This is a genomic window from Gordonia alkaliphila (assembly GCF_039542465.1).
Classification (GTDB): Bacteria; Actinomycetota; Actinomycetes; order Mycobacteriales; family Mycobacteriaceae; genus Gordonia; species Gordonia alkaliphila.
This window is the reverse complement of sequence record NZ_BAABIE010000003.1, coordinates 248,833-271,855: the sequence shown is the minus strand read 5'-3', so window position 1 is coordinate 271,855 and position 23,023 is coordinate 248,833. Positions and strand designations below refer to the sequence as shown.

Sequence of the window (23,023 nt, the reverse complement as noted above, 5' to 3'; positions counted from 1 at the left end):
AACTGACAATGAACTCTGTCAGGAGCGTTGGTGAGGACCCCCCGGATGCACGGCGGCGGTCCGAGAGAATCCTCGGACCGCCGCCGTGAATGCGACGCTGTGGGTGTGGCGTCGTGGGTGTGACGCTGTGGGTGTGGCGTCGCTACTGCTGCGTGAGCGCGGTTCGCAGGGCCCGAAGCACGGTAGACGACGCTGCCGTGACGGGTTCGGAACGTGGTTGCGGAGACGGGGCCGAGGGGAGGGCCGGCAGCGCTGGGAGCACCACGTCGCCGATCTGCTCGGGCACCGCGTCCGCGAGCGGCGGAGGCACGTAGTCGCGCAGCGGAGTGGGGATGTAGCGGGTGAGCGACAGTTCGGCCGGCGGCACGATGCCGGGTGCCACGTCGCGCGCCACGTCCTGGGCCAGCGCCAGAACCGGCTCCACTTCGGCGGGCGACGGGAGCACGGCGAGCGCCACCTCCACCGGCAACGGCAGTGGTAATACGGTGGCGACCTCGCCCGGTGCGCCGATCCGGGTCGGGCCCGCGACGTCGTGTGCGCCGGGCTCATCGGTCACCTCGCCGCTGCGATAGGTGTGATCGCCGAATGCATAGCCCAGCAGGCCGTTGATCAGCGGCAGCGGATTCTCCGCGGGGTTGCCGACGAAGCAGATGAAGTCGGCCGCCGAACGGCAGATGGAGCTGGTCGGGATGCTGCTCGCCGGTCGCGGACCGGTGTGGGTGAAGCCCGGAATGAGCGACGGCAGCTGGGCCATCGCGCCCTGCTCGGCGCGCGGATCGGCGATGAGCGTGAACGAGGTGTTGTTCCGCATCTTTGCGTCGTGGGTCCAGCTGTCCCGGACGTTGCCTGCCACGAGTGCGCCGAGGCTGTAACCGGTCACGTGGATGGCGCTGTCGGGGCAGCGTTTCCGGAACCCCCGCGCCGCCGAGTTCAGCGCTGCGGCGCCCTGTGCTGCGGAAGCGTCGCCCGGGCCGAAGCCGATGGGCGCGAGCGAAGCCGAGTATCCGATACGGGTGGCACCGGACGTGCCCGGCACCCAGGCGCTCCGCGTGTCGCCGACGCCGCCGACAACGAACTTCTTGGTGGCCGGGCACGTGCCGGTCGCGTGTGCGGCGCCCACCGGCGCGTTCAGCGTCAGGGCGATCGCCGACAGCAGGAGCGCGAGGGCCAGGGTCCTCGGCCGCCACGAGCGTCGATGGACATCGGAATGCCCGGGTCGGGTCGTTGTCAACATGGGTCGTGCGTCTCCTCGCGGGCGGGACATCGGGTGCAGTACGGGCTATCAGGGGCGGCAGGCACGACCCGGGAGTTCGACCGCGACACCTGCCGCACGCTCTGAGGGCGCTGGAGCCAATAGTCGAATTCCCTTGTCCGACAGAATCATTCGAACGAATGGACCTGTCGCTACGTCATTAATAGTGGATTACTGTGAAGTAGGCAAGGATTACCTTACAAATACTTGAATACACAACTAATGTTGGCGCAGTTCGACGCTTCCCGATGGCACAGATTTGCGTGCCGGCGGCGCTACCGGTCGTCGGTCGGGGGTCGGTAGCCCTGGGGGCCACCGCCGCTGATCACCGCGGGGGCGTTGAGGGACTGACCGCAGGATGCCTTCGGTCGGGCTCCGGCGCCGCAGCCGTCGACGGGGGCGGGTCCGGCAGTGACCGCACCGGCCTGCAGGCTCGATCGATCCCAGCGCTCGCGGGCGGTTGTGCTCTGGGCAGGGGTGGGCGCGGTGGCGCGTAGCAACCGCAGGATCGTCTCGAAGCCGGCGGTCTGGTCGCTGTCGGTGCGTGGATCGGTGGTCAGCACCCCGGGGACGACGAGGAGTAGCTGCACCAACTCATCCAAGCGAGTGGGGATCGCCGGTAGGACGATGTCGCCGATCTCGTCGGGCACCGAGTTCGCCAGCGGTGGGGGCAGGTAGTCGCGCAGCGGAGTGGGGATGTAGCGGACCAGGGACAGTTCCGCGGGCGGAACCAGGTCGGGGGCGACGGTGCGCGCGATCTCCTGCGCCACCACCAGCAGCGGTTCCACTTCCTCCGGCGCCGGGAGCGCCGCCAGGACTCCGAGCAGTGGGAACTGGGGGATCAGCACGGCGAGGAGGATCCGACCGGCGCTGAGCGTCGCGGTCTCGACGAGGTGATCGCCGGGGGTGTCGGTCACTTCGCTCTTGCGATAGGTGTGATCCCCGGTGAGGTAGCCCAGGACGCCGGCGATCAGTGGGAGGGGATTCCGCGTCGGATCGCCGACGTAGCAGATGAAGTCGCTGCCGGACCGGCACACGGAGCTGGTCGGGATGGTGCTGAAGGGTCGTCGACCCGTGTGCGTGAAGCCGGGGATGACCGAGGGCAGCTTGGCCATGGCGCCGTGGTCGGACCGGGGATCGGCGATCAGGGTGAACGACGTGTTCACGCGCATCTTCGGGTCGCGGTTCCAGCTGTCCCGCACGTTCCCCGCGACCAGCGCACCCATGCTGTAGCCGGTGACGTGGATGGCGCTCTCCGGGCAGCGGTCGCGAAACGACCGGGCCGCTGCGTTCAGGGCGGCTTCGCCCTGTCGCGCCGAGACGTCGCCCGGCGTGAGTCCGACGGGTGCCAGCGAGGCGGTGTACGCGATGCGGGTGGCCCCGGCGGCACCCGGGACGAAACGACTCTGCGTGTCGCCCACGCCGCCGACGGCGAACTCCTGCGAAGGCGGGCAGGCGCGCGCCGCCCGGGCCTCGCCGACCGGCAGCGCCAACGCCGTGATGATCAACATCGGCAGCGTCGTCAGCAGCAGGAGCCACCTGGCTCCTCGTCGGTCGCGGCCGTGCCCGGAGTCCGTGTTTCTGGACATCGGTCGTACTCTTCTCAAACTGCGCGCGCGGGCGGGGCCGTTTGCGCGGGGGATCTCTGTTAATCGAGATCCGGCACACAGTCGTATCTCTTTGTGATGTAGATACCTCATGAGCGGTAGGTTTGGCGAATCCGTGCCCGTACCGGCCCTGAGCGGCACAGATTTGGCGCAAACCCATGACTTCGGACCTGCTTTTGACATGTGCGGGGTGCCGCCGGAGGGTTTGCGATGGGTAGGGTTCGACGGATGAGCCATGTACTCGACGAAGCGATCGCGGTGACCGTCGGCGAGGCCGGCGTCTTCCATGCGACGACCCATGCGGCGTACGCCAACATGGTGGGTCCGTTCGGTGGCATCACCGCGGCCACGGTGGTCCACGCCCTCCAGCAGCATCCGGACGTGCTCGGCGAGCCGCTGGCGCTGACCTTGAACTATGCGGCACCCATCGCCGACGGCGACTGGGACCTGCACACCGAGATCATCCGCACCAACCGCACCAACCAGCACTGGGTCATCCGGATCGTGCAGAACGGTACGACGGTGTCCACCGGCAGCGCGGTCTTCGGTCTGCACCGCCCCACGTGGGGCAGCACCGAGCCCCGTCCGCCGGCCGCGCCGCCCGTCGAGGAGGTGGCCGCCCAGGGGTTCCCCGACTTCATCGCGTGGGCGAACAACTACGACATGCGGTTCGTCGTCGGCGGCCTGAACGACGGCGCCAGCGACGACTCGACGTCGACGCTCTGGCTACGCGACGTGCCAGAGCGGTCGCTGGATTACCCCTCGCTGGCCTCGATCGCCGACAGTTTCTACCCGCGCGCCTTCCTGCGGCACGGCACCTTCATGCCGGCCGGGACGATCTCCCTGACCACCTACTTCCACGCCACGCCGGCCGAGTTGACCGCGCAGGGCAGCGACCACCTGTTGATCACCGCCCGCGGCGTCCGCTTCGGAAACGGTCACTTCGATCAGGACGGTCAGATCTGGTCGGGTGCAGGCGATGACGCGGTGCTGCTGGCCACCACGCACCAGCTGGTTTACTTCAAGGATCCCCAGTAGCTCCGGCGGTGTGCAGTCCGGGGCGCACTGAGGCGTAGGTCATAATCACCGGGGGGCGGTGTTCAGTGGGGATGCTGCTGATCCACGGAAGAGGGGTGCCGCGATGACGGTGCGTGTGCAGAAGAATCCGATCCGACGGCTCGGCGGCCTGCTGATCGCGGGAAGCGCGGTGATCGCGTTGGCCGGCTGCAGCAGCAGCGACGACTCGTCGTCGGCCGCGACCACCACCGGGTCCGATGGTGCGACCACCGCGAATACCGCGACGTCGACGAAGCTCACCGGTGATGCGAAGGAACTGGTGCTGCCCGCCGACGAGTTCCCGAAGGGCTTCGTGGCGCAGGAGATCCCGCAGGGCCAGCTGAAGGCGGCGACCGACCAGGTCCTCGCGGCGATGAAGGGCGTGAAGATCGAGCCGTCGTCGTGCGTGCAGTTGAGCCTGCTGCCGGAATCCATCGACCTGGAGACCATCGGCCTGGCCGTGGCGACCAAGGGCACGTCGAGCCTCAGCACGTCGGTGGCGCCGCAGCAGATCAGCATGGACGATCAGCGCAAGTCGGTCACCGGCAAGTGCGCCAACCTCGAGATGATGTTCACCGAGGGGCAGACCGCCGGAGCGACGGCGACGGTGAAGCAGAAGGTGCAGAAGGCGCCCAAGACCAAGGCGGATGAGGCTCTCGTGGTGGAGCAGGAAACCACCACCAAGATCTCCGGCACCACCGTGAAGTCGTCTGCTCTGCTGGGCTTCGCCGAGGTGAACGGCTACCAGGTGTCGGTACAGTACATGTCCGCCAATGGCGCCGAGATCGACGACGACGCGTTCAACGATGTCTTCGTTGCCGCCGTCAACCGCGTCGCGAACGGCACCGACTAGTCGTACCCGCGAAAGCGGGGGCGGCCCAGATCAGCGGGCCGCCCCCGCTTTCGGCATCGCGGGGTACGGACACCGCTGCCGACCGGGACTTCGCGAAAGTCGTGCACAGTAACTCTGTCTATTATAGTAGCGACAGTCACACTGCTAACTAAAGCGCTCTCGGAAGGACTCGCTGTGTCTCAGTTCGCCTCGGAGGTCTTCGTCTACGACGCCGTCCGCACCCCGAAGGGGCGGGTGAAGCGCGCCGGCGGCACGCTCGCCGACGTCCCCGCCTACGAGCTGCTCGCGACGCTGCTGCGGGCGTTGCGGGAGCGCGGACTGGATCCCGAGCAGGTCCATGACATGGTCATCGGCACCAGCACGGCGGCCGGTGAGCAGGGTGGCGACATCGCCCGCGCCGCGGCGCTGTGGGCGCAGTGGCCGGACACTGTTCCCGGCGGTGTGGTCTCGCGACTGTGCTGCTCGGGGCTGGATGCCATCGGCACCGCGACGGCCAAGGTGGCGTCGGGCATGAACGACGTGGTGCTGGCCGGCGGCGTGGAGTCGATGTCGCGGGTCCCGATGCTGTTCGATAAGCCGAGCTTCGCCTTCGAAGGTGAGCTGCAAGACGCGACCGGGTACGTCACCATCGGCGTCGCCGCCGACCTCACCGCCGCGGATGCCGGCTTCACGCGCGAGGAGCTCGACGCCTACGCGGTGCGCTCGCACCAGCGTGCCGCGGCGGCCCCGATGTCGGATTCGGTCATCCCGATCAGGCCCGGGGACACGGTGGTCCTCGCGCGCGACGAGGGCGCCCGTCCAGACGCGGACCTGGCCGGGTTCGCCGCCGTGGCCACGCTGTTCGGCGACGATCCCTCGTGGGACCTGGTGGCCCGGCAACTCCCCGACTCGCTGCGCCCGGAGGGCGGACTGCACACCGTCGGGACGGCGCCGCAGCTGTGCGACGGCGCGTCGGCGGCCGTGCTCGGTTCCGCGTCGGCAGGCTCGACGCTGGGTACGGCGCCGATCGGCGAGATCGTCGCCGCCACCCAGACCGCGGTGCGCTCGCCGCGGCTCACCGCCGGCGTGCAGGCCGCCCGGGACGCGCTGGAGCGGGCCGGGATCACCGCCGCCGACCTGGACGTGATCGAGGCGAACGAGTCGTTCGCGGTGTCCCCGCTGCTGCTGACCCGCGAACTCGACCTGGATCCGGCCCGGGTGAACCCGAACGGCGGATCCGTCGCGACCGGCCACCCGCTCGGCGCCAGTGGCGGGTCGCTGCTGGTCAACGCGCTCGATCAGCTCGCGCGCGTCGACGGCGAGTTCGCCCTGCTGGCGATCCCCGGCGGCCTCGGCCTCGGCGCCGCCGTGGTGGTGCGGCGCGTGTGAAGCCGACGCCCGTGTCTCCGCTGACCAACGCGCTCGCAGCGCTCGAGCTGACCGAGATCGACGACGACCGGTTCACCGCGGACAACATCGACCTCGGCGCCCGACGGCTATTCGGCGGGCAACTGCTGGCGCAGATGCTGGTGGCCGCCGCGCGCACCGTGCCCGAGCCCGCGCAGCCGCGTTCGCTGCACGTCTACTTCCTGGCACCCGGCAACTCCGAGGACCGCGTGGAGTTCGCGGTGACGCGCACCCGGGACGGCCGTCGACTGTCCAACCGATCGGTGACCGCCGAGCAGGCGGACCGCGTGCTGGCGACGGCCATGGTCTCGGTCGCCGCGCCCAGCGAAGGAGTCGCCCATCAGGCGCCGATGCCGACGGTCCCGCCGCCCGAGCAGTGCCCGACGCTGGCGGATTGGGCCGAGCAGTGGGGCGGCCTCACCGAGATCTGGTCGACGATGAACGTCGCCGACTTCCGGCTGGTCCCGGATCCGCCGGACGGCACGACGATGGCCTGGCTGCGCGCGGCCGGTCCGCTGCCGGACCAGCCCGTCACGCACGCGGCCTGGGCGCTGCTGATGTCCGACATCACCGCCCTGGCGGCGGGACTCGCCGCACACGACGTCCCGGTCGGCGGCGAGCACCTCGGCGACCGGCCCTGGGGCGCGGTGTCGCTGGACCATGCGATGTGGTTCCACCGGCCGGCCCGCGCCGACGAGTGGCTGCTGTACGCGCAGCGCTCTCCGTCGTCGTCGGACGGTCGCGGGCTGGTGGTGGCCGACGTCTTCACCGTCGACGGCCGCTGCGTCGGATCGTTCACCCAGGAGGGTCTGTTCGCCCAGTCGTGAGCGCACGGCGAACCCCGGGCCCTTCGGTGGTTGTGCTCCGGGTACAAAGTTCCGCCGATAGTTCGTGTCTGCAGGCCGTTTCGCCGTGCCGCAAAGCTCCATAGTGTCAATGGTCACAACCGACTACGAAAGGTGTTGACCGTGACAGGCACGTATTTCGCGTGGGACCTGGCGTATCGAGGAGACGCGCCGTGTGTCCGCGACGATCGGTTGGAACTGACGTACGCGCAGTTCGCGCAGCGTGTGGAAGCGGTCGCCGAGCAACTGGCCGGACTGGGCGTCGGACCCGGCGATGTGATCGCGACGTTCCTTCCCAACCGGGCGGAACTGCTGGTGGTCCTCAGCGCGGCCTGGCGCCTTCGGGCCGTCGGCACCCCGGTCAACCCCGGCTTCACCGACCATGAGGCCGAGTACCAACTCGCCGACTCCGGCGCGAAGGTCGTGGTGGCCGCCGCGCCGGTGGGTGACGCGGCGAAGCGCACCTTTGTCGACGTCGAGACCTTGGCGACGGTGCCGAGCGCCGCCTGGACGCCTCCCACGGCGCCGACCGACGCCGACGACGCGCTGCTGATCTACACCTCGGGGTCCACCGGGCAGCCCAAGGGCGTGCGACTGGGCCACGGCAATCTGCACTTCTTCGCTCGGGCCGCCGGCGAGCACTTCCAGGTCGGCGCGGACGGGCACGCGCTGCTGATCCTGCCCCTGTTTCACGTCAACGCGATCGCGGTCAGCTGCCTGACGCCGATCATGGCCGGGGGACAGGTGAGTATCACCGGCCACTTCTCGGCGAGCCGCTTCTTCGACGACGTCGCACGCCTCAAGCCCACCTACTTCTCCGCGGTCCCCACCATCTACGCGATGCTCGTCTCGCGCGGTGACATCCCCGCGGGTGCCACCGATTCGCTGCGCTTCGCCGTCTGCGGCGCCGCGCCGATCTCCCGCGAACTGCTGGAGAAGGTCGAGGCGAGCTTCGGCATCCCGATCGTCGAGGGCTACGGGCTCACCGAGGGCACGTGCGCCTCGGCTTGCAACCCCATCGACGGCGTGCGCAAGCTCGGCACGGTGGGTCCGGCGATGCCCGGTCAGCAGATCCGGATCGTCGGCGCGACGGGCGAGGACGTGCCCACCGGCGAGCGCGGCGAGGTGCTCATCGGCGGCCCGGCGGTGATGCGCGGCTATCTCAACCGGCCCGAGGCGACCGCCGAGACGATCGTCGACGGCTGGCTGCACACCGGTGACGTCGGCACCTTCGACGAGGACGGCTACCTGCGCATCGTCGACCGGATCAAGGACATGATCATCCGCGGCGGCGAGAACATCTACCCCAAGGAGATCGAGGCCGCGCTGTCGGCGGAGCCCCGCGTCCTCGAGTGCGCGGTGATCGGCGCCCCCGATCCGTTCTTCGGTGAAGTGCCGGTCGCCTATGTGGTGACCTACCCGAACGCCGACGTCACCGCCGAGGCCCTGGCCGCGTTCGTCGAGGACCGGCTGGCCCAGGTGAAGCGGCCCGCACGGATCCACATCGTCGAGCAACTGCCGCGCAATCCGGTCGGCAAGATCGACAAGCCCGCCCTGCGGCGCCGCAGCGCCGAGGCCGCCGCCGTCTGACCGCGGCGTCGTCCGACGCCAGCCCGATCAACACCCACCCGACGCCGAGCAGCTCTCGGCGCGATGACCCCTGCCCGCACCGGCTGGAAGCCGCCGGGCCGCGACAATCCGAAAGAGGAGAGCACGACAATGGGTTTCACCGAAGGAGACTTCCCGCCGGTCGATCCGGCGACGTTCCGACAGCTACCGCTGTCCGAACGGATCCGCATCCTCGCCACCCACTGGGGCGACTACGGTTTCGGCACCGCGAAGGTGGTGCACGTCATCTACCTGGTGAAGGTGGCGCTGCTGTACATCGTCTGCGGTGTGTCGCTGGCGACCCTGACCTCCGGGCTGAACCCGCTGCACATCAGCGAATGGTGGAACGAGCCGATCGTCTACCAGAAGCTCATCCTGTGGACGGTGTTCGTCGAGGGCGTCGGCGTCGCCGGTTCCTGGGGCCCGCTGGCCGGCAAGTTCAAGCCGATGACCGGTGGCATCCTGTTCTGGCTGCGTCCGCAGACCATCCGGCTGCCACCGTGGCCGGACACCGTGCCGGGCACTCGCGGTGACACGCGCACCGTGTTCGACGTCGTGCTGTACGCGGCCTTCCTGATCAACCTGCTGGTGGCGATCGTGCTGCCGGGTAAGGAGTCGACCAGCTTCACCGATGCGATGGCGAACTCGCCGCTGCACATCGACCCCGCGCACGGCCTGATCAACCCCGTGGTGCTCTTCCCGCTGATGGCGATCTGGGTGCTGCTGGGCCTGCGCGACAAGACGATCTTCCTGGCAGCTCGCGCCGAGCAGTACCTGCCCGCGGTGATCTTCTTCGCGTTCCTGCCGTTCGTCGACATGATCGTCGCGCTGAAGCTGCTGATCGTCATCGTGTGGATCTGCGCCGGTATCTCCAAGATCGGTCTGCACTTCACCGCCGTGATTCCGCCGATGATCTCCAATACGCCGTGGCTCACGATCAAGCGTCTCAAGCGTGCCAACTACCGCAACTTCCCGACCGATCTGCGTTCCTCGGGCGCGGCCAGCTTCCAGGGCCACGTGCTGGGCACCATCGTCGAGATCGCGGCCCCGCTGGTCCTGCTCCTGTCGGTCAACAAGTGGCTGACGCTGGCCGCCGTCATCCTGATGGTCTGCTTCCACCTGTTCATCTTCTCGACCTTCCCGCTGGCCGTGCCGCTGGAATGGAACGTCCTGTTCGCCTTCGCCTCCGTGTTCCTGTTCTGGGGCTTCCCGGCCTGGGAGGGCTTCGGCGTCGCCGACATGAGCTCGGGCTGGCTCACCGTCGGCATCGTCATCGCGCTACTGGTGTTCCCGGTGCTGGGCAACCTGCGCCCGGATCTGGTCTCGTTCCTGCCGTCCATGCGTCAGTACGCGGGCAACTGGGCGTCGGCCCTGTGGGCCTTCACTCCGGGCGCTGAAGACAAGCTGAATCAGCACGTGGTGCGGCCCACCGTGAACCAGATCGACCAGCTGACCGTGGACTACGGCCCCGAGGCCGCCGAGATCACCATGCAGCAGACCATCGCCTGGCGCTCGCTGCACAGCCAGGGCCGCGGCCTGTTCTCGGTGCTGTACCGAGAGTTCGGTGACGAGATCGACGCCTACACGATCCGGGAGGCGGAGTTCGCCTGCAACTCGCTGGTCGGCTTCAACTTCGGAGAGGGCCACCTCCACAACCACCGTATGATCGAGGCGTTGCAGCGGCGCTGCAATTTCGCTCCCGGCGAGTTCACGGTTGTCTGGGTCGAGTCCCAGCCGATCCACCGATGGAAGCAGGACTACATGGTGATCGACGCTGCGTTGGGCGTGATCGAACGCGGTCGCTGGAACGTGCGCGACGCCGTCGAGGCACAGCCGTGGCTCGCCGACGGCCCCATCCCGATCGACGTCCACTGGCGCAGTGAGAATGCTCCCCGCCGCGGCGGAGTGCGCTTGTCATGACGACTGCTGTCGTGATCGGCGGCGGGCCCAACGGGCTCGCCGCCGGTCTCCGGCTCGCCCGCGCCGGCGTCGATGTCACCGTCCTGGAGGCCCGGGACGAGGTGGGTGGCGGCGCGCGCTCGGGTGAGCTCGAGGTTCCCGGTGTCATCCACGACCACTGCTCGGCCGTGCACCCGCTGGGCGTGGGCTCCCCGTTCTGGCAGGAGATCGGGCTCGACCGTTACGGCCTTCAGTGGGCGTGGCCGGAGATCGACTGCACCCACCCGCTCGACGACGGCGACATCGGCGTTCTGCACCAGTCGATCGAGGAGACCGCCGCCGGCCTCGGCGTCGACGGACGGCGCTGGAAGCTGGCCTTCGGCGACATCGTGCGGGGCTTCGACGAGCTGGCGCCGGACCTGCTGCGGCCGATCGTCAACGTGCCACGACATCCGTTCCGGCTGGCGGCGTTCGGGCCGCGGGCGCTGCTGCCGGCCACGATGATGGCGCGGTTGTTCGCCACGCCTGCGGCGCGAGCGCTGTACGCGGGTGTGGCCGCGCACGGCTTCACCCGACTGGATACGCCGATGACGGCGGCGTTGGGCATCATGATCACCGCGAGTGGGCACCGCTTCGGCTGGCCGGTGGCCGTCGGCGGTTCCGGCGCGATCACCCGGGCGGCGGCCGATGCGCTGCTCGACCTCGGCGGCACCATCGAGACGGGCGTGATGATCTCGGACCGCTCGCAGATTCCGGATGCCGACCTGGTGATGCTGGATCTGTCGGCATCGCAGGCGTTGTCGCTGTACGGCGACCGGATGCCGGACCGGATCGCGAAGGCCTACGGGCGCTACCGCGTCGGGTCGTCGGCCTTCAAGGTGGACTTCGTGATCCGCGGGGACATTCCGTGGCGCAACCCGGAGTCGGCCCGGGCGGGCACCGTGCACCTGGGCGGTGACCTCGCCGAGGTCGCGTACACCGAGAAGCAGCGGGCCGCCGGGGTGCTGGTGGAGAACCCGTTCGTCCTGGTCGGGCAGCAGTATCTGGCCGATCCGAGCCGCAGCAGCGGCGACCTGAACCCGATCTGGTCGTACGCCCACGTGCCGCCGGGGTTCGACGGTGACGCCACCGAGGCGGTGATCCGGCAGATCGAACGGTTCGCGCCCGGCTTCCGCGACACCATCGTGGCGACCACCTCGACGGGCACCATGGCCCTGGAGCAGTACAACCCCAACTACGCCGCGGGCGACATCATCGGCGGCGCCAACACCGGACTGCAGACGATCCTGCGGCCGCGGCTGGCACTGGACCCGTACGCGACCGGGGTCGACGGGGTGTACCTGTGCTCGCAGTCGGCGCCGCCGGGCGCCGGGATCCACGGCCTGTGCGGCATGCACGCCGCCGACTCCGCGCTGCGCTCGATCGGGCGCCGATGACCGAGTGGCCCTCGTGAGTAAGCCGATCGCCGACGACGACGCCGAGTTCCGCGAGGTACTCGGCGTCGTCGCCGGCCGTCTGCGCGACGTCGAACAGCAGATGGTCGACGACATGTCGGCACGGATGCTCGAGATCGATCACCTCGACGGCGACCCCGTCTTGGTGACGCTGCTGCGGGCCAGCGTCGAGGGCAACATCACGACGATCAACCACGTGCTGTCCAACGACATCCCGATCAGCAATCTGCAGCCGACCACCGCGGCCGTCGAGTATGCGCTGCGGCTCGCGCAGCGCGAAGTGCCCTCGAACTCGTTGATGCGGGCCTACCGCACCGGCGAGTTCGAGTTCAACAAACTCGCGCTGGATGTTCTCTCCGAGATCGATGTGAGCGAGCGGATCGCGGTGCGGGTCGCGAAGTACGTGGCAGTGGTGCTGTTCGAGTACATCGACTGGATCACCCAGTACGTCTTCCACGCGTACGAGACCGAACGCGTGCGCTGGATCGGGGCCGAGGGCGGCGTCCTGTCGTCGGCGGTCAACCAGCTCCTCGTCGACGACGGTTCGTCGTCGATGGAAGTCGAAGCGGAGGCGTTCGAGGCGGAGACCGGATACCGCCTCGATGTCACCCACCAGGCAGTGATCCTGTGGAGCGCCGACTCGTCCGTGGTCCTCACCGAGATCGATCGTGCCGCGAGGACTCTGGCGTCAGCTGTGCGCGCGGTGGCGCCGCCGATCGTCACCGCGACCGATCGCAGCACCGTGTGGATGTGGATTCCGCTCGGGCCGGGCACACCGGCGGTGGACACCGCGACGGTCGAGTCGCGGATGACGCTGCCCGCGCATCTGCGTCTGGCGCTGGGTCTGCCGGGCCCCGGGCTCGTCGGCTTTCGTCGCTCCCACCAGCAGGCGCGGGCGGCCTACGAGGTCGCGACCGCGGTGCCGCGCGAAGAACCGGCGGTGGTCGGGTACGGCGATCGCGGGGTGGCGGTGGTCTCGATGATGGCGCGCGACCTGCCCTCCACCCGCGCGTGGGTGCGGGAGATCCTCGGCCCGCTCGCCGGGGACAACGCCGGAGCCCAGGTGCTGCGCGAGACCATGTCCGAATACCTCAAACACGGCGAGAGCCACGTGCGCACCGCCGAGCGCATGATGCTGCACCGCAACACCGTGAAGTACCGCATCGGCAAAGCCGTCGAAATCCTCCCGGACGGACACGATCGGATGGATCTGGCGCTGGCGCTGACGGTGTGCGAGTACCTGGGCACCGAGGTGCTGGCGACCTGATTGCGCGGCCTGTCGGCCGACGGGCCCGATGACAACGACGACGCCCCGAGCCGTGCGGCTCGGGGCGTCGTCGTGGTGCAGTCGGATATCAGATGACGCCCAGGGCCAGCATGGCGTCGGCCACCTGGACGAAGCCGGCGACGTTGGCGCCGACGATGTAGTTGCCCGGTGCGTCGTACTTGTCGGCGGTGGCCAGGCAGTTGTCGTGCAGGGCACCCATGATCTTGCGCAGGCGCTCCTCGGTGTGCTGGAAGCTCCACGAGTCGCGCGAGGCGTTCTGCTGCATCTCCAGGGCGCTGGTGGCCACGCCGCCGGCGTTGGCGGCCTTGCCCGGAGCGAAGCTCACGCCGGCCGCCTGGAGCACCTTGATGGCGTCCGGGGTGGTCGGCATGTTGGCGCCCTCGGCCACCACGAGGCAGCCGTTGCGGACCAGCGCGGACGCGTCGTCGGCGTCGAGCTCGTTCTGGGTGGCGCACGGCAGCGCGACGTCGGCCGGGACGTGCCACAGGCTGTTGTCGGTGCCCAGGGTGGCACCGTTGCCGCGCAGCTCCACGTACTCGCTCAGGCGACCGCGACGGACCTGCTTGACCTCCTTGAGGAGCTCGAGGTCGATGCCCTTCTCGTCGACCACGTAGCCGGAGGAGTCCGAGCAGGCGATCACGGTGCCGCCGAGCTGGTGGATCTTCTCGATGGCGTAGGTGGCGACGTTGCCCGAACCGGACACGAGGACCTTCTTGCCCGCGAAGTCCTGGCCCTTGGCCTTCATCATGTCCGAGGCGAAGAACACCGTGCCGTAGCCGGTGGCTTCCGGACGCACCTGCGAGCCGCCCCAGGTGAGGCCCTTGCCGGTGAGGACGCCGGACTCGTAGCGGTTGGTGATGCGCTTGTACTGGCCGAACAGGTAGCCGATCTCGCGGCCGCCGACGCCGATGTCACCGGCGGGCACGTCGGTGTACTCGCCGATGTGGCGGTACAGCTCGGTCATGAACGACTGGCAGAACCGCATCACTTCGAGGTCGCTGCGACCCTTGGGGTCGAAGTCGGAGCCGCCCTTACCGCCGCCGATGGGCAGGCCGGTGAGCGCGTTCTTGAAGATCTGCTCGAAGCCGAGGAACTTCACGATGGAGAGGTTCACGGAGGGGTGGAACCGCAGGCCGCCCTTGTAGGGGCCCAGGGCCGAGTTGAACTCGACGCGGAATCCGCGGTTGATCTGCTCGCGACCCGCATCGTCGGTCCACGGCACGCGGAAGATGATCTGGCGTTCCGGCTCGCACATGCGGGTCAGTACGTCGAGGTACTCGGGATGCCGGTCGATCACCGGGCTCAGAGACTCGAAGACTTCCCGAACCGCCTGGTGGAATTCCGGCTCACCCGGGTTCCGTCGGATCACAACGTCGAAAACGTCCTCGAGGGGACCACCCAATTCGCTCACGATTACAACTCCTTCGCTGCAGAGACGCAGCTGTCGTCACCCGGCGCAGGCCGGGCATTTCCGCTAGAACTCTATCGGCGCGGACGCCACCGGCGACAATCGGACCCCGGTCTGGGCGCGGATCGGGTGGTCGCGAGGATCAGTGATGGACCAGTTCGGGGAAGCGTTCGGCCGCGGTCGGCCGTTCCCCACGGCCCAACTGCACCGACAGCACCGCGGCGATCACGCCTACCGCGGCGAGAGCGATCGCCGGGGCCCAGAAGTCGCGCGGAGATGCGCCGTCGACCGGATCGATCGCGGAGACGATGCCCAGGAGTACGGCGCCGAGGAGGGTGACGGCCGCGAGGATGCCCAGACTCAGGCTCCAGCGGTGGGCGTTGCGGTAGACCTCGTCGTTGATGAATCCGACCGGTCGCTCGCCGACGTACTCCATCCGCCAGACGTGCAGCGGACCGACGGCGCCGACGTGGTCCCAACCGCGATCCTCACGGAAGGTGTAGTAGTCGGCGGGCGCCGGATTCGCACGACGATCCACCACGTACCGGACCTGCGCCGGCTCGCCGTCGTTGAAGCGAAGCCGCAGCGGGCTCCAGACGTCGACGTCGTGCAGGTGCCGACCGCGAGCGGCCTGGTTCTCCAGGTAGCGCTCGAGCGAGCCCGGAGCGAGATGGCGTACGGACGCCAGCCATGCCGTAGTAGTCATCGGAGACCTCCAAATCCACAGCGGGATAACGTGTTTCAGTTTCCACTGTCGGCTCGCTCGGTCGCCGTTGGCAAGCGAGATGAGACGAAAGGTAAGCAACGTCTCTCCCGGCCGCGGGTGTGGTGCGGCACCGCCCGCCCGGTCAGGACGACGGCACCGCGCCCGAGGTCGGGGCCGTTTCGCTGGTCGACGTCGACGGCTCGCTGGTCTCCGTGGTGGGGCTTTCGGTGGTCGGGGTTTCGGTCGTCGGGGTTTCGGTGGTCGGGGTTTCGGGGGTCGACGGCGCGGCAAGGGTCTGCCACTGGGCGCGCAGCACCTCGATGGACTGGGTGCGGCCGACCGGCGTGAGCTTCCAGACACGGTTGCCGTCGGCGGCCACCGCGGCGTTCACCTGGGCCGACAACAGGTCGTCCGGACTGAACATGAGCGCGCAGTCACTGTTGGTGGGTGTCACCGCGGTGCCCTCGAACTGAGCGGGCAGCTCGCACGTCACCTCGCGGCCGTCGACCTCCCGGTAGGTGAGCGAACCGATGGCGTCGCCGCTGCCGTCGAAGACGGTGGCCGCCGGGGCGTACGGGGTCGCCGGGGCCCCGGGGGTGTCGGCGGCGTCGGTCATCGGGGCGTCAGTAGGTGCGGTGTCGGGTGCGCCGGAAGTCGGGGTGTTCGGATCGACCGGAGTGTTTTCGGGGTTGTTGCCGTTGCTCTCGGCGCGTTCGGTGACAGCCGGGGCCGCCGCAGTGTCGCCGGCACCGGCGAGGCCCTGCTCCTGCGCCGCCTCGTCGGATTCGAAGGAGGGGGCCGCATTGTTCTGCAGTGCCTGGGAGCGGAAGTCCGGGAGGCCGGGCGGCGGAGTGTCCGGCAGCACGATGGTGTCGCCGACCACCTGATCGACCAGCTGGTTCACGTTCAGATCGGTCAGCGTGAGGGTCGGCGCGACGACGGTGGTCTGCTCCGGAGTCGCCCCGACGGTGGTGTTGTTGGTGACGTACGTGTTGTTGTAGGTCACGCGGTGGATGTTGTTGACGGTGTAGTCGGGCCACGGATCGCCCGTGACGCGGTACCCGCCGATCGGTGCGGCGGCCGGCGGACGCAGGGGATTGCCGCACGCGCAGACCACGCGCGGTACGCCGGCGGCGTCGACGAAGACCGCCGTGCCGGCCTGCAGCACCGCCTGGAACGGCGACGCGCCGCCGCCGCGGTAGGCGTGATTGGTGACCCAGGTGTCGGCGGTCAGCACGACGGGGCTGAGGGAGTTCAGGTACCAGGGGATGTCGACGGTCCGAATGCCCTGGACCGACGCCCAGGCGCGGGCGGCCGCGGGATCGGCGGCCAGCTGATTGCCGAGTGAGGCGGTGTCGCAGGCCGCGGTGCCGGTGGTGCCGTAGAAGCCGGGGGTGGTGCCGTTCACGAGGCGGACACCGTTGCCCGGGGCGGATTGGACCGCGGGGCGTACGGGTTGGGCCCGGTTGACCAGCGTCACCGGTTGGGTGAACGGATCGGGTCCGGCGTCGTTCGCGGCACGCAGCGTGAGCCCGGGAATCAGGGATTTGCCGGTCTTGGCGAAGAACACCTGATTGGCGGCGACCGCCAGGATCATCGCCAAGACCACCACCGTCGCGGCGAGGATGATGGTGAGTCGGCGGGAACTGCGTCGCCGCTCGATAGCCAGCGCCGCGGTGGTCGGATCCATCGGGCCGTGGCCGGGATGTGGGGTACCAGGTGGGATCGGCGGGTACGTCATGGCTGGACTCCTTGTGAGCGACGGAAGAACCGGGCTGGCCTCATCTACACATCGTGAGATGCGCGTGCTGGGTTAGCGCTTCGGCGGTATTTCCCTCATTGGAGGGACACGCGACGTCGACGAATCCGGCCACGTCGGTGCTGCACATTCGCGCGACCGCGGGTCACAATGGCTGTGGCCGAAGGGCTCGCAGCATTCCGACTCGCACGCTGAAAGGGCAGACATGAGCAGTGGACCGAAGAAGATGATCAAGCGCCTCGAGGAGCAGATCCGTCGCCTCACCGAAGAAGTCATGGCACTGCGCGATGCCCTTCCGGTGGTGGGCGGCAATCGCAATTCCGAGCCGGCCGCGGCAGCCCCCGCGGTGACTCCGAAGACGTCGGAGGCGGCCGCCGAGCCCGCCGTCGAGTCGGCTCCGAAGCCGACCGCAAAGCCCGCAGTCCAGAAGGAAGCCCCGAAGAAGGAAGCCACGAAGAAGGAGGCTCCCAAGAAGGAAGCTCCCAAGAAGGAGGAAGCGGCGGCCATCAGCGCGGCACCGAAGAAGCCGGCGCTGGACAAGCCGGTCGCCAAGAAGCAGGTCACCGCGGCCAAGGCCCAGGCGGCACCGAAGACCCCCGCAGCCAAGACCCCCGCGGCCAAGACCCCCGCGGCCAAGACCCCCGCGGCCAAGACCCCCGCCGCCAAGCCCGCCGGTGCGAAGGCCAAGACCGTGGCGGAACTGCGTGCAGAGGCCAAGGCCAAGGGCATCAAGGGCTACTCGAGCATGAAGAAGGCCGAGCTGCTCGCTGCCCTCGGCTGATAACTACCAGCTGGGGAACTACGCGCGCGGGTCGTCGGCCGGAACGATCTGCGCGCCCAGGGGCAGCAGCGAGACCGGCACCATCTTGAAGCTGGCGATGCCCAGCGGAATGCCGATGATCGTGATGCACAACGCGATCCCGGTGGCGATATGGCCGAGGGCGAGCCAGATGCCGGCGAAGATCAGCCAGATCACGTTGCCGATCGTCGACGGCGCACCGGAACTCGGATCACGCACCACGGTCCGTCCGAAAGGCCAGAGCGCGTAGTTCGCGATCCGGAAGGACGCGATGCCGAACGGAATGGTCACGATCAGAATGCAGCAGATGATTCCCGCGGCCACGTAACCGATGGCCATCCAGAATCCGCAGAGCACCAACCAGAGAATGTTCAGGATCGTCTTCATCACTTCATTGTGCGCCGCACCCGCGATCAGCGGGTGAAGCCTGCGCGTTAGGGTGAAGCAATGGGCTCACAGGTGGCGCGGGAAGCGCTGTGGTCGACGCTTGCCACCATTGTCTTGGTACTGCGTTTCGTCGCCACCATCGTGACCGTCTTCGTAGGAATTCTGTGGGTGGTGGCCGCGGTGCGGGATTCGCTGCTGAACGGGTGGCTCTGGTGGTTCCTCGGTGCGGCGGCCACCTGGCTGGTCACCACCTACCTCTACAGCGTTCTGCGTGTCCGCTATCCCTCCCGCAGCGAGCGCTGGGAACCCTGACGAGTAACCGGCCGGCACCGGATCCCGACTAGAACTGCACGTTCGGGGCCTGGGTGTGGCCGACGGGGGCCTGGTAGAACTCGCGGGCCTTCACGCCGGACATCGGCGCGAACAGCATCCACGGCAGCGTCTTGACGGCCTGATTCAGGCGGGAGACGGCGTCGTTGTAGTACTGCCGCGCGAAGGACAGCTTGTTCTCGGTCTCGGCGAGCTCGGTCTGCAACGCCCGGAAGTTCGGGGCGGCCTGCAGCTGCGGGTAGTTCTCGGCGACGGCGAAGAGTCGGCCCAGGGCGCCGCCCATCTGCGCTTCGGCGGCGGCCTTCTCCGCGACGCTCGACCCCTGTGCCGCGTGCTGGAGGCTGGCGCGGGCAGCGGTCACCGCTTCGAGGACGCCGGCCTCGTGCGCCGCGTAGCCCTTGACCGTGTTCACCAGGTTCGGGATCAGGTCGGCGCGACGAGTCAGCTGGACGTCGATGCCGCCCATGGCCTCTTCGCAGGTGATGTCGGCCTTGCGCAGCTTGTTGAAGCCGACGACGCCGATCACGCCCGCGAGGACGATGAGGCCGATGACGACGGCGAGCACGATGATCACGATGACCATGGGATTCCTCTTTCGATAGGGGAGGGACTGTCAGTATGCGTGTTGTGCGCGGGTGCCCGCCGAGGCCGACTCACCACGAGCCGCCGCCGCCACCGCCGCCGCCCCCGCCGGAGAAGCCGCCGCCGAAACCGCCGCCGCCACCACCACTGCCCGACGACGACTGGGAGGCGGTGTAGGCCGACAACGACGACGACAGGCTCGATTCGAAGCTGTCGAAGGCGGATCCGCCCGCCCCGAAGCCGCCGACGCCGTGCCCGGCGTAGAAGCCGCCGCCGAACCACAGGGGCTCGGGCGGCTCCGCGCCGGTGCTGTAGCGGTACTTGTCGGCCCAGGCGTCCGCGCAGTCGAAGGCGATCGCGTACGGGATGTACTGGGTGTACAGCTCTTTGCGGGCGCTGAAGTCGAGCCGCTCCTGATTGGAGCGCGTCGACAGCAGGCGTTCGAAGCCCGAGGCGCGGGACCACACCTGGCGGCCGAGTCGCGTCCGACGGGTCCCGACCCCGGAGGCCCACAGTCCCGCGCCGCCGATGGCGAACGCCGCCAGCGGCAGGGCCCAGATGGTGGCCGGGACAAAGCGGAAGACGGCCAGGACGAAGGCGATGCACAGGGCGAAGAGCACTGCGACGCGGCCGAGGTTCTCCGAGCCGCTGTGCTTCACGGTGCCGCTGGACGAGCCCCAGATCTTGACCGTGCTGGCCAGCGACTTCTGCGCGCCGTTCAGGGCGCGGCCGGCGGACACCGAGCCGTCGGCGTCGAATGAACTGCCGGCGGTGCCGAGCCCGAGGCTCTGCAGCAGAGCGCGGTCGGCGGCGTCGAGACGGCGGTCGACCTCGGGGGAGACCGTCGACGTCACCGTCCAGTCGCTGCCGTTGCGGTCCAGGCGCACCGCGCCGATCTCGGCGAGGTGGAAGAGCGTGGCCACGAGCGCGCGCTTGGGCATGGTCTCGTTGGCGACGAAGAACGTCTGGGCGGGGCCGAGGACGGCCCCGGAGACCTGCGGGTCCTCCGGCGGCCCGTACATGACCGGCATCAACGGTGCCGACTCCCGGCTGCGGAGGGTCCACCAGAGGCCGAGGCCGAAGGTGACCAGCGACAGCACCAGCGCGATGATCAGGCCGGTCACCGAACGGCCGAAGACCGGATCGAAGCGGATGGACCACGGCAGCACGGTCCGGTCGGGCGCGGCGAAGGGTAGGTCGGCGCGGACCGCGACACCGGTCATCGGCGCGAGCTGCCCGGTGGTGACGACGCGGGTGGTGGCATCGGGTGCGGTGATGGTGCACTCGACGCCGCGGTTGGTGGCGCAGGTGAAGGCGAGCGGTTCGGCGGGCAGCCGGATGGTGCTCTCGGTGCGCAGCATGGTCATCTGCCAGCCGTCGGCCACGACGCGCCAGATCAGGCGGGAGGCGTCGTCGTTGCCCCAGCTCGAGGTGTCGTTGCGGCCCGGCGGGGAGTTGCCCGGGGCCAGCACGTTCTCCACGCGGTACTTGATCACGTAGGTGTGCGAGCCGGGAGTCACGTAGCGGTCCGGGTCGCCGATCTTCGCGACCCGGAACCGGTTGCTCTGTTCCCAGCTCAGGTCGAACGGCACGGCGGTGCCGTCGACGGTGATGGAGATGTCCGTGGGCGGGTACCGCACGCCCCGGTTGGCGGCGTCGGCCACGTCCCAGAAGCGGAAGATGCCGTGTCGGCCGTACGGGAATTCCGCGGTGACCGTCTCGACGGCGTCCAGCGAGCCGTCCCGGTGGACGGTGACGTCGGCCTTGTAGTCGGTCACCACCACCGGGTCGGCGCTCACCGAATCCGACGACGACGTGAAGCCGAAGGCGGGCACGAAGATGGCGATGAAGGTGATCACGAGCGCCGCCAACGACAAGAGCACGCGCTTCATAGATTCGCTCCTAGGTGTTCCGCCACCGGTCGGCGAACGGGAGAGTCAGACTACTTGCCGCCGAGCATGCCGCCCAGGATCGACCCGAGCGGATTGTTGCCGCCGCCCTTGCCGCCAAGAACGCTGCCCAGGATGTCGCCCAGACCGCCGCCGAGGCCGCCACTGCTCTGCGTGCCGCCGCCGAGCATCCCGCCGAGGAGATCACCCAGGCCGCCGCCGGAGGCCTGACCGCTGGTCGACGACTTGCCGCCGAACTTCGACATCACGAAGCTGAGCACGATCGGAGCCAGCAGCGGCAGCAGCTTCTGCACCAGACCCTGGTCCACACCGGCCGCGGGCACGGCACCGCTGATCCCCTGGGCGACGGTGTCGGTCTGGTCGCCGAACAGCTTGCCGACGATCTTCTCGCCGTCGGCGGTGTCGACCTGCGCGAGGTCGATCTCGCCCTGGGCGAGGTCGTTGTCGTGCTGGGCCAGCGCGCCCGCGAGGTTCGCGGTGGAGGCCTCGTCGCCGGTTTGGGCGGCCAGGCCCGCGACGAGGCTCGGCAGCGCTTGGGCCGCGGCGGCGCGGATGTCGTCGGTGCTGGCGCCGGTCTGGGCGGCCAGCTGGTCCAGGGGCAGACGGTCGAGCAGTCCGTTGAGATCAGCCATGGCTCGGATTCTGCCACGGCGACACGGCGATTCGGTTGCAACCGAGAGGTTCCGTGGTGGGCGTGCTCCTAGGCAGCGGGCGGCGCGGTGCGGAGAGTGAAATCGCCGGTGGCGCAACGGGTCCCCACACCTGCAGGGCACCGTCGGCCCACGTATCGGGGTGTCTGAGCAGGGTCAGCGGACGTGGCGGTCGAGGAAGTCCTTCGCCTGTCGCACGGCCTTGCGCGACTCCGGCGTGAAGTACGGGAACATCTGGAACACGTGCCCCTGACCGGGCCACTGCTGCAGCTCCGAGGTTCCGCCGGCGGCCAGGATGTTCGCGTGGATGGCGCGGGCGTCGTCGGCCATCACCTCGCGGGCGCCGTACTGGATCAGCGTGTCGGGGATCGTCATGTCCGGGGTCAGCGCCACCCGCATCCGGGTGTGTGCGCCGGAAGCTCCGCCGACGTACATGCGGAGCAGCCGCTGAGCGGCGACGGCGTCGATGTGCGGGTCGCGGACACCGGTGCGTTCCAGTGCGCAGGCCATGTCGAACGACGGGTCGTACAGCGGGGAGATCAGCAGCATGGCGGCCGGCTGCGGAATCCCGTCGCGATGGTTGGCGGCGATGAGGTCCTGCGCGAGATGGCCGCCGGCCGAATCGCCGGCGACGATGATCTGCTCGGGAGCGAAGCCCTGATTCAGCAGCCAGCGGTAGCCGCGGATGGCGTCGTCGCCGCCGGCCGGGAAGCGATGGCGGGGTCCGAGGCGGTAGTCGAGGCTGAACGCGCCGATGCCGGTGCGCCGGGTGAGGCGTGCGACGAGGCCGCGGTGGGTGCGCGGCGAGCAGATGAGGTAGCCGCTGCCGTGCAGGTAGTACAGAATGCTGCGGCCGGAGGCCGGATTCGGGAGCGCGCCGCCGTGACGGTCGGCCTCGTGAACCCACTCGCCGCGCACGTGCCCGTCGTCGTACCGGGTCTTGATCGCGGTGGTGCGGGTGCCGCGCGGCACCGGACTGATGGCGGCGAGCGAGCTGTTCAGGGCCGGCCGCACCGTGGTCAGGGCCACCGGACCCACCAGCGGTACGCGGCTGACCACCCCCATCATCGGGCGCGCTGCGCGCCAGGCGTAGCCGTTGAGAGTGCGGGCGCGCAGCGAGCCGCGCCCGGCCAGACCGTCGGAGACCTCTGTGCTGCTCACCCTTGAGACGCTACGGCGGAAATGCCTCATTGCGGGCAGGTTTCGGCGGGATCACCAGCCGATTTTGCGTCCGGTCGCCGCGG

General features: G+C 69.1%; 20 protein-coding genes. 10 read left to right on the top strand and 10 right to left on the bottom strand.

Going from position 1 to position 23,023, the window contains the following annotated elements; all coding sequences use genetic code 11:
• Window positions 1-142 precede the first annotated feature (142 nt).
• Together ABD989_RS05075 and ABD989_RS05070 are read right to left on the bottom strand one after the other, a co-directional pair.
• Window positions 143-1,234, bottom strand: coding sequence for a PE-PPE domain-containing protein (locus ABD989_RS05075; protein ID WP_345312657.1), 1,092 nt, complete (start codon window positions 1,232-1,234; stop codon window positions 143-145).
• Between the two features lie 293 nt (window positions 1,235-1,527).
• Window positions 1,528-2,841: a cutinase family protein gene (locus ABD989_RS05070; RefSeq protein ID WP_246993228.1), complete on the bottom strand. Its 1,314-nt coding sequence runs from the start codon at window positions 2,839-2,841 to the stop codon at window positions 1,528-1,530.
• A gap of 246 nt (window positions 2,842-3,087) precedes the next feature.
• Here ABD989_RS05070 and ABD989_RS05065 point away from each other — a divergent pair, with 246 nt between their 5' ends.
• From ABD989_RS05065 to ABD989_RS05030, 8 genes are all read left to right on the top strand, one after another.
• Window positions 3,088-3,897, top strand: a complete 810-nt coding sequence (locus ABD989_RS05065) for a thioesterase family protein (protein WP_246993230.1) — start codon at window positions 3,088-3,090, stop codon at window positions 3,895-3,897.
• Between the two features lie 103 nt (window positions 3,898-4,000).
• Window positions 4,001-4,768, top strand: coding sequence for a hypothetical protein (locus ABD989_RS05060; RefSeq protein ID WP_246993232.1), 768 nt, complete (start codon window positions 4,001-4,003; stop codon window positions 4,766-4,768).
• 174 nt (window positions 4,769-4,942) lie between these two features.
• A complete protein-coding gene (locus ABD989_RS05055; RefSeq protein ID WP_345312656.1) occupies window positions 4,943-6,136 on the top strand; it encodes a thiolase family protein in 1,194 nt (397 codons plus the stop codon).
• The gene (locus ABD989_RS05050; RefSeq protein ID WP_345312655.1) at window positions 6,133-6,981 is read left to right on the top strand and encodes an acyl-CoA thioesterase; all 849 of its coding nucleotides are present in this window, start codon (window positions 6,133-6,135) and stop codon (window positions 6,979-6,981) included. Before ABD989_RS05055 ends, ABD989_RS05050 begins: the two co-directional genes overlap by 4 nt.
• Before the next feature lie 141 nt (window positions 6,982-7,122).
• Complete coding sequence (locus ABD989_RS05045) at window positions 7,123-8,589, top strand: class I adenylate-forming enzyme family protein (RefSeq protein ID WP_345312654.1); 1,467 nt, start codon at window positions 7,123-7,125, stop codon at window positions 8,587-8,589.
• Window positions 8,590-8,718: 129 nt separating this feature from the next.
• Window positions 8,719-10,527: a DUF3556 domain-containing protein gene (locus ABD989_RS05040; protein ID WP_345312653.1), complete on the top strand. Its 1,809-nt coding sequence runs from the start codon at window positions 8,719-8,721 to the stop codon at window positions 10,525-10,527.
• Complete coding sequence (locus tag ABD989_RS05035; RefSeq protein WP_246993243.1) at window positions 10,524-11,942, top strand: phytoene desaturase family protein; 1,419 nt, start codon at window positions 10,524-10,526, stop codon at window positions 11,940-11,942. Before ABD989_RS05040 ends, ABD989_RS05035 begins: the two co-directional genes overlap by 4 nt.
• Before the next feature lie 13 nt (window positions 11,943-11,955).
• Window positions 11,956-13,227, top strand: a complete 1,272-nt coding sequence (locus ABD989_RS05030) for a PucR family transcriptional regulator (RefSeq protein WP_345312652.1) — start codon at window positions 11,956-11,958, stop codon at window positions 13,225-13,227.
• An 88-nt stretch (window positions 13,228-13,315) separates the two neighbouring features.
• Here the strand turns inward: ABD989_RS05030 and gdhA are convergent, their stop codons facing one another.
• The 3 genes from gdhA to ABD989_RS05015 form a co-directional block, all read right to left on the bottom strand.
• Window positions 13,316-14,659 carry an NADP-specific glutamate dehydrogenase gene (gdhA, locus tag ABD989_RS05025; RefSeq protein WP_246993246.1) on the bottom strand — a complete coding sequence of 448 codons (1,344 nt, stop codon included), beginning with the start codon at window positions 14,657-14,659 and terminating at the stop codon, window positions 13,316-13,318.
• 139 nt (window positions 14,660-14,798) lie between these two features.
• Window positions 14,799-15,362, bottom strand: a complete 564-nt coding sequence (locus ABD989_RS05020; RefSeq protein WP_246993248.1) for a DUF2812 domain-containing protein — start codon at window positions 15,360-15,362, stop codon at window positions 14,799-14,801.
• Between the two features lie 142 nt (window positions 15,363-15,504).
• On the bottom strand, window positions 15,505-17,103 hold the full coding sequence (locus ABD989_RS05015) for a DUF6777 domain-containing protein (RefSeq protein WP_345312651.1): 1,599 nt from the start codon (window positions 17,101-17,103) through the stop codon (window positions 15,505-15,507).
• 223 nt (window positions 17,104-17,326) lie between these two features.
• Between ABD989_RS05015 and ABD989_RS05010 the strand changes: the two genes are divergently transcribed.
• Window positions 17,327-17,902 carry a Rho termination factor N-terminal domain-containing protein gene (locus tag ABD989_RS05010; protein WP_345312650.1) on the top strand — a complete coding sequence of 192 codons (576 nt, stop codon included), beginning with the start codon at window positions 17,327-17,329 and terminating at the stop codon, window positions 17,900-17,902.
• A gap of 18 nt (window positions 17,903-17,920) precedes the next feature.
• On the opposite strand, the gene ABD989_RS05005 is transcribed toward ABD989_RS05010, so the two are convergent.
• Complete coding sequence (locus ABD989_RS05005; RefSeq protein ID WP_246993256.1) at window positions 17,921-18,307, bottom strand: YccF domain-containing protein; 387 nt, start codon at window positions 18,305-18,307, stop codon at window positions 17,921-17,923.
• Window positions 18,308-18,367: 60 nt separating this feature from the next.
• Between ABD989_RS05005 and ABD989_RS05000 the strand changes: the two genes are divergently transcribed.
• On the top strand, window positions 18,368-18,619 hold the full coding sequence (locus ABD989_RS05000) for a hypothetical protein (protein ID WP_246993258.1): 252 nt from the start codon (window positions 18,368-18,370) through the stop codon (window positions 18,617-18,619).
• A 28-nt stretch (window positions 18,620-18,647) separates the two neighbouring features.
• On the opposite strand, the gene ABD989_RS04995 is transcribed toward ABD989_RS05000, so the two are convergent.
• From ABD989_RS04995 to ABD989_RS04980, 4 genes are all read right to left on the bottom strand, one after another.
• The gene (locus ABD989_RS04995) at window positions 18,648-19,220 is read right to left on the bottom strand and encodes a LemA family protein (RefSeq protein WP_246993260.1); all 573 of its coding nucleotides are present in this window, start codon (window positions 19,218-19,220) and stop codon (window positions 18,648-18,650) included.
• A gap of 70 nt (window positions 19,221-19,290) precedes the next feature.
• On the bottom strand, window positions 19,291-21,111 hold the full coding sequence (locus tag ABD989_RS04990) for a DUF2207 domain-containing protein (RefSeq protein WP_345312649.1): 1,821 nt from the start codon (window positions 21,109-21,111) through the stop codon (window positions 19,291-19,293).
• A 50-nt stretch (window positions 21,112-21,161) separates the two neighbouring features.
• A complete protein-coding gene (locus tag ABD989_RS04985; RefSeq protein ID WP_246993264.1) occupies window positions 21,162-21,761 on the bottom strand; it encodes a DUF937 domain-containing protein in 600 nt (199 codons plus the stop codon).
• 174 nt (window positions 21,762-21,935) lie between these two features.
• The gene (locus tag ABD989_RS04980) at window positions 21,936-22,940 is read right to left on the bottom strand and encodes an alpha/beta hydrolase (protein ID WP_246993266.1); all 1,005 of its coding nucleotides are present in this window, start codon (window positions 22,938-22,940) and stop codon (window positions 21,936-21,938) included.
• Between the last annotated feature and the right edge of the window lie 83 nt (window positions 22,941-23,023).

Coding starts and splice junctions, on each gene's coding strand:
- ABD989_RS05075 (WP_345312657.1), bottom strand. CDS start 1,234: ATGTTGACAACGACCCGACCCGGGCATTCCGATGTCCATCGACGCTCG.
- ABD989_RS05070 (WP_246993228.1), bottom strand. CDS start 2,841: ATGTCCAGAAACACGGACTCCGGGCACGGCCGCGACCGACGAGGAGCC.
- ABD989_RS05065 (WP_246993230.1), top strand. CDS start 3,088: ATGAGCCATGTACTCGACGAAGCGATCGCGGTGACCGTCGGCGAGGCC.
- ABD989_RS05060 (WP_246993232.1), top strand. CDS start 4,001: ATGACGGTGCGTGTGCAGAAGAATCCGATCCGACGGCTCGGCGGCCTG.
- ABD989_RS05040 (WP_345312653.1), top strand. CDS start 8,719: ATGGGTTTCACCGAAGGAGACTTCCCGCCGGTCGATCCGGCGACGTTC.
- ABD989_RS05035 (WP_246993243.1), top strand. CDS start 10,524: ATGACGACTGCTGTCGTGATCGGCGGCGGGCCCAACGGGCTCGCCGCC.
- ABD989_RS05020 (WP_246993248.1), bottom strand. CDS start 15,362: ATGACTACTACGGCATGGCTGGCGTCCGTACGCCATCTCGCTCCGGGC.
- ABD989_RS05015 (WP_345312651.1), bottom strand. CDS start 17,103: ATGACGTACCCGCCGATCCCACCTGGTACCCCACATCCCGGCCACGGC.
- ABD989_RS05010 (WP_345312650.1), top strand. CDS start 17,327: ATGAGCAGTGGACCGAAGAAGATGATCAAGCGCCTCGAGGAGCAGATC.
- ABD989_RS05005 (WP_246993256.1), bottom strand. CDS start 18,307: ATGAAGACGATCCTGAACATTCTCTGGTTGGTGCTCTGCGGATTCTGG.
- ABD989_RS05000 (WP_246993258.1), top strand. CDS start 18,368: ATGGGCTCACAGGTGGCGCGGGAAGCGCTGTGGTCGACGCTTGCCACC.
- ABD989_RS04995 (WP_246993260.1), bottom strand. CDS start 19,220: ATGGTCATCGTGATCATCGTGCTCGCCGTCGTCATCGGCCTCATCGTC.
- ABD989_RS04990 (WP_345312649.1), bottom strand. CDS start 21,111: ATGAAGCGCGTGCTCTTGTCGTTGGCGGCGCTCGTGATCACCTTCATC.
- ABD989_RS04985 (WP_246993264.1), bottom strand. CDS start 21,761: ATGGCTGATCTCAACGGACTGCTCGACCGTCTGCCCCTGGACCAGCTG.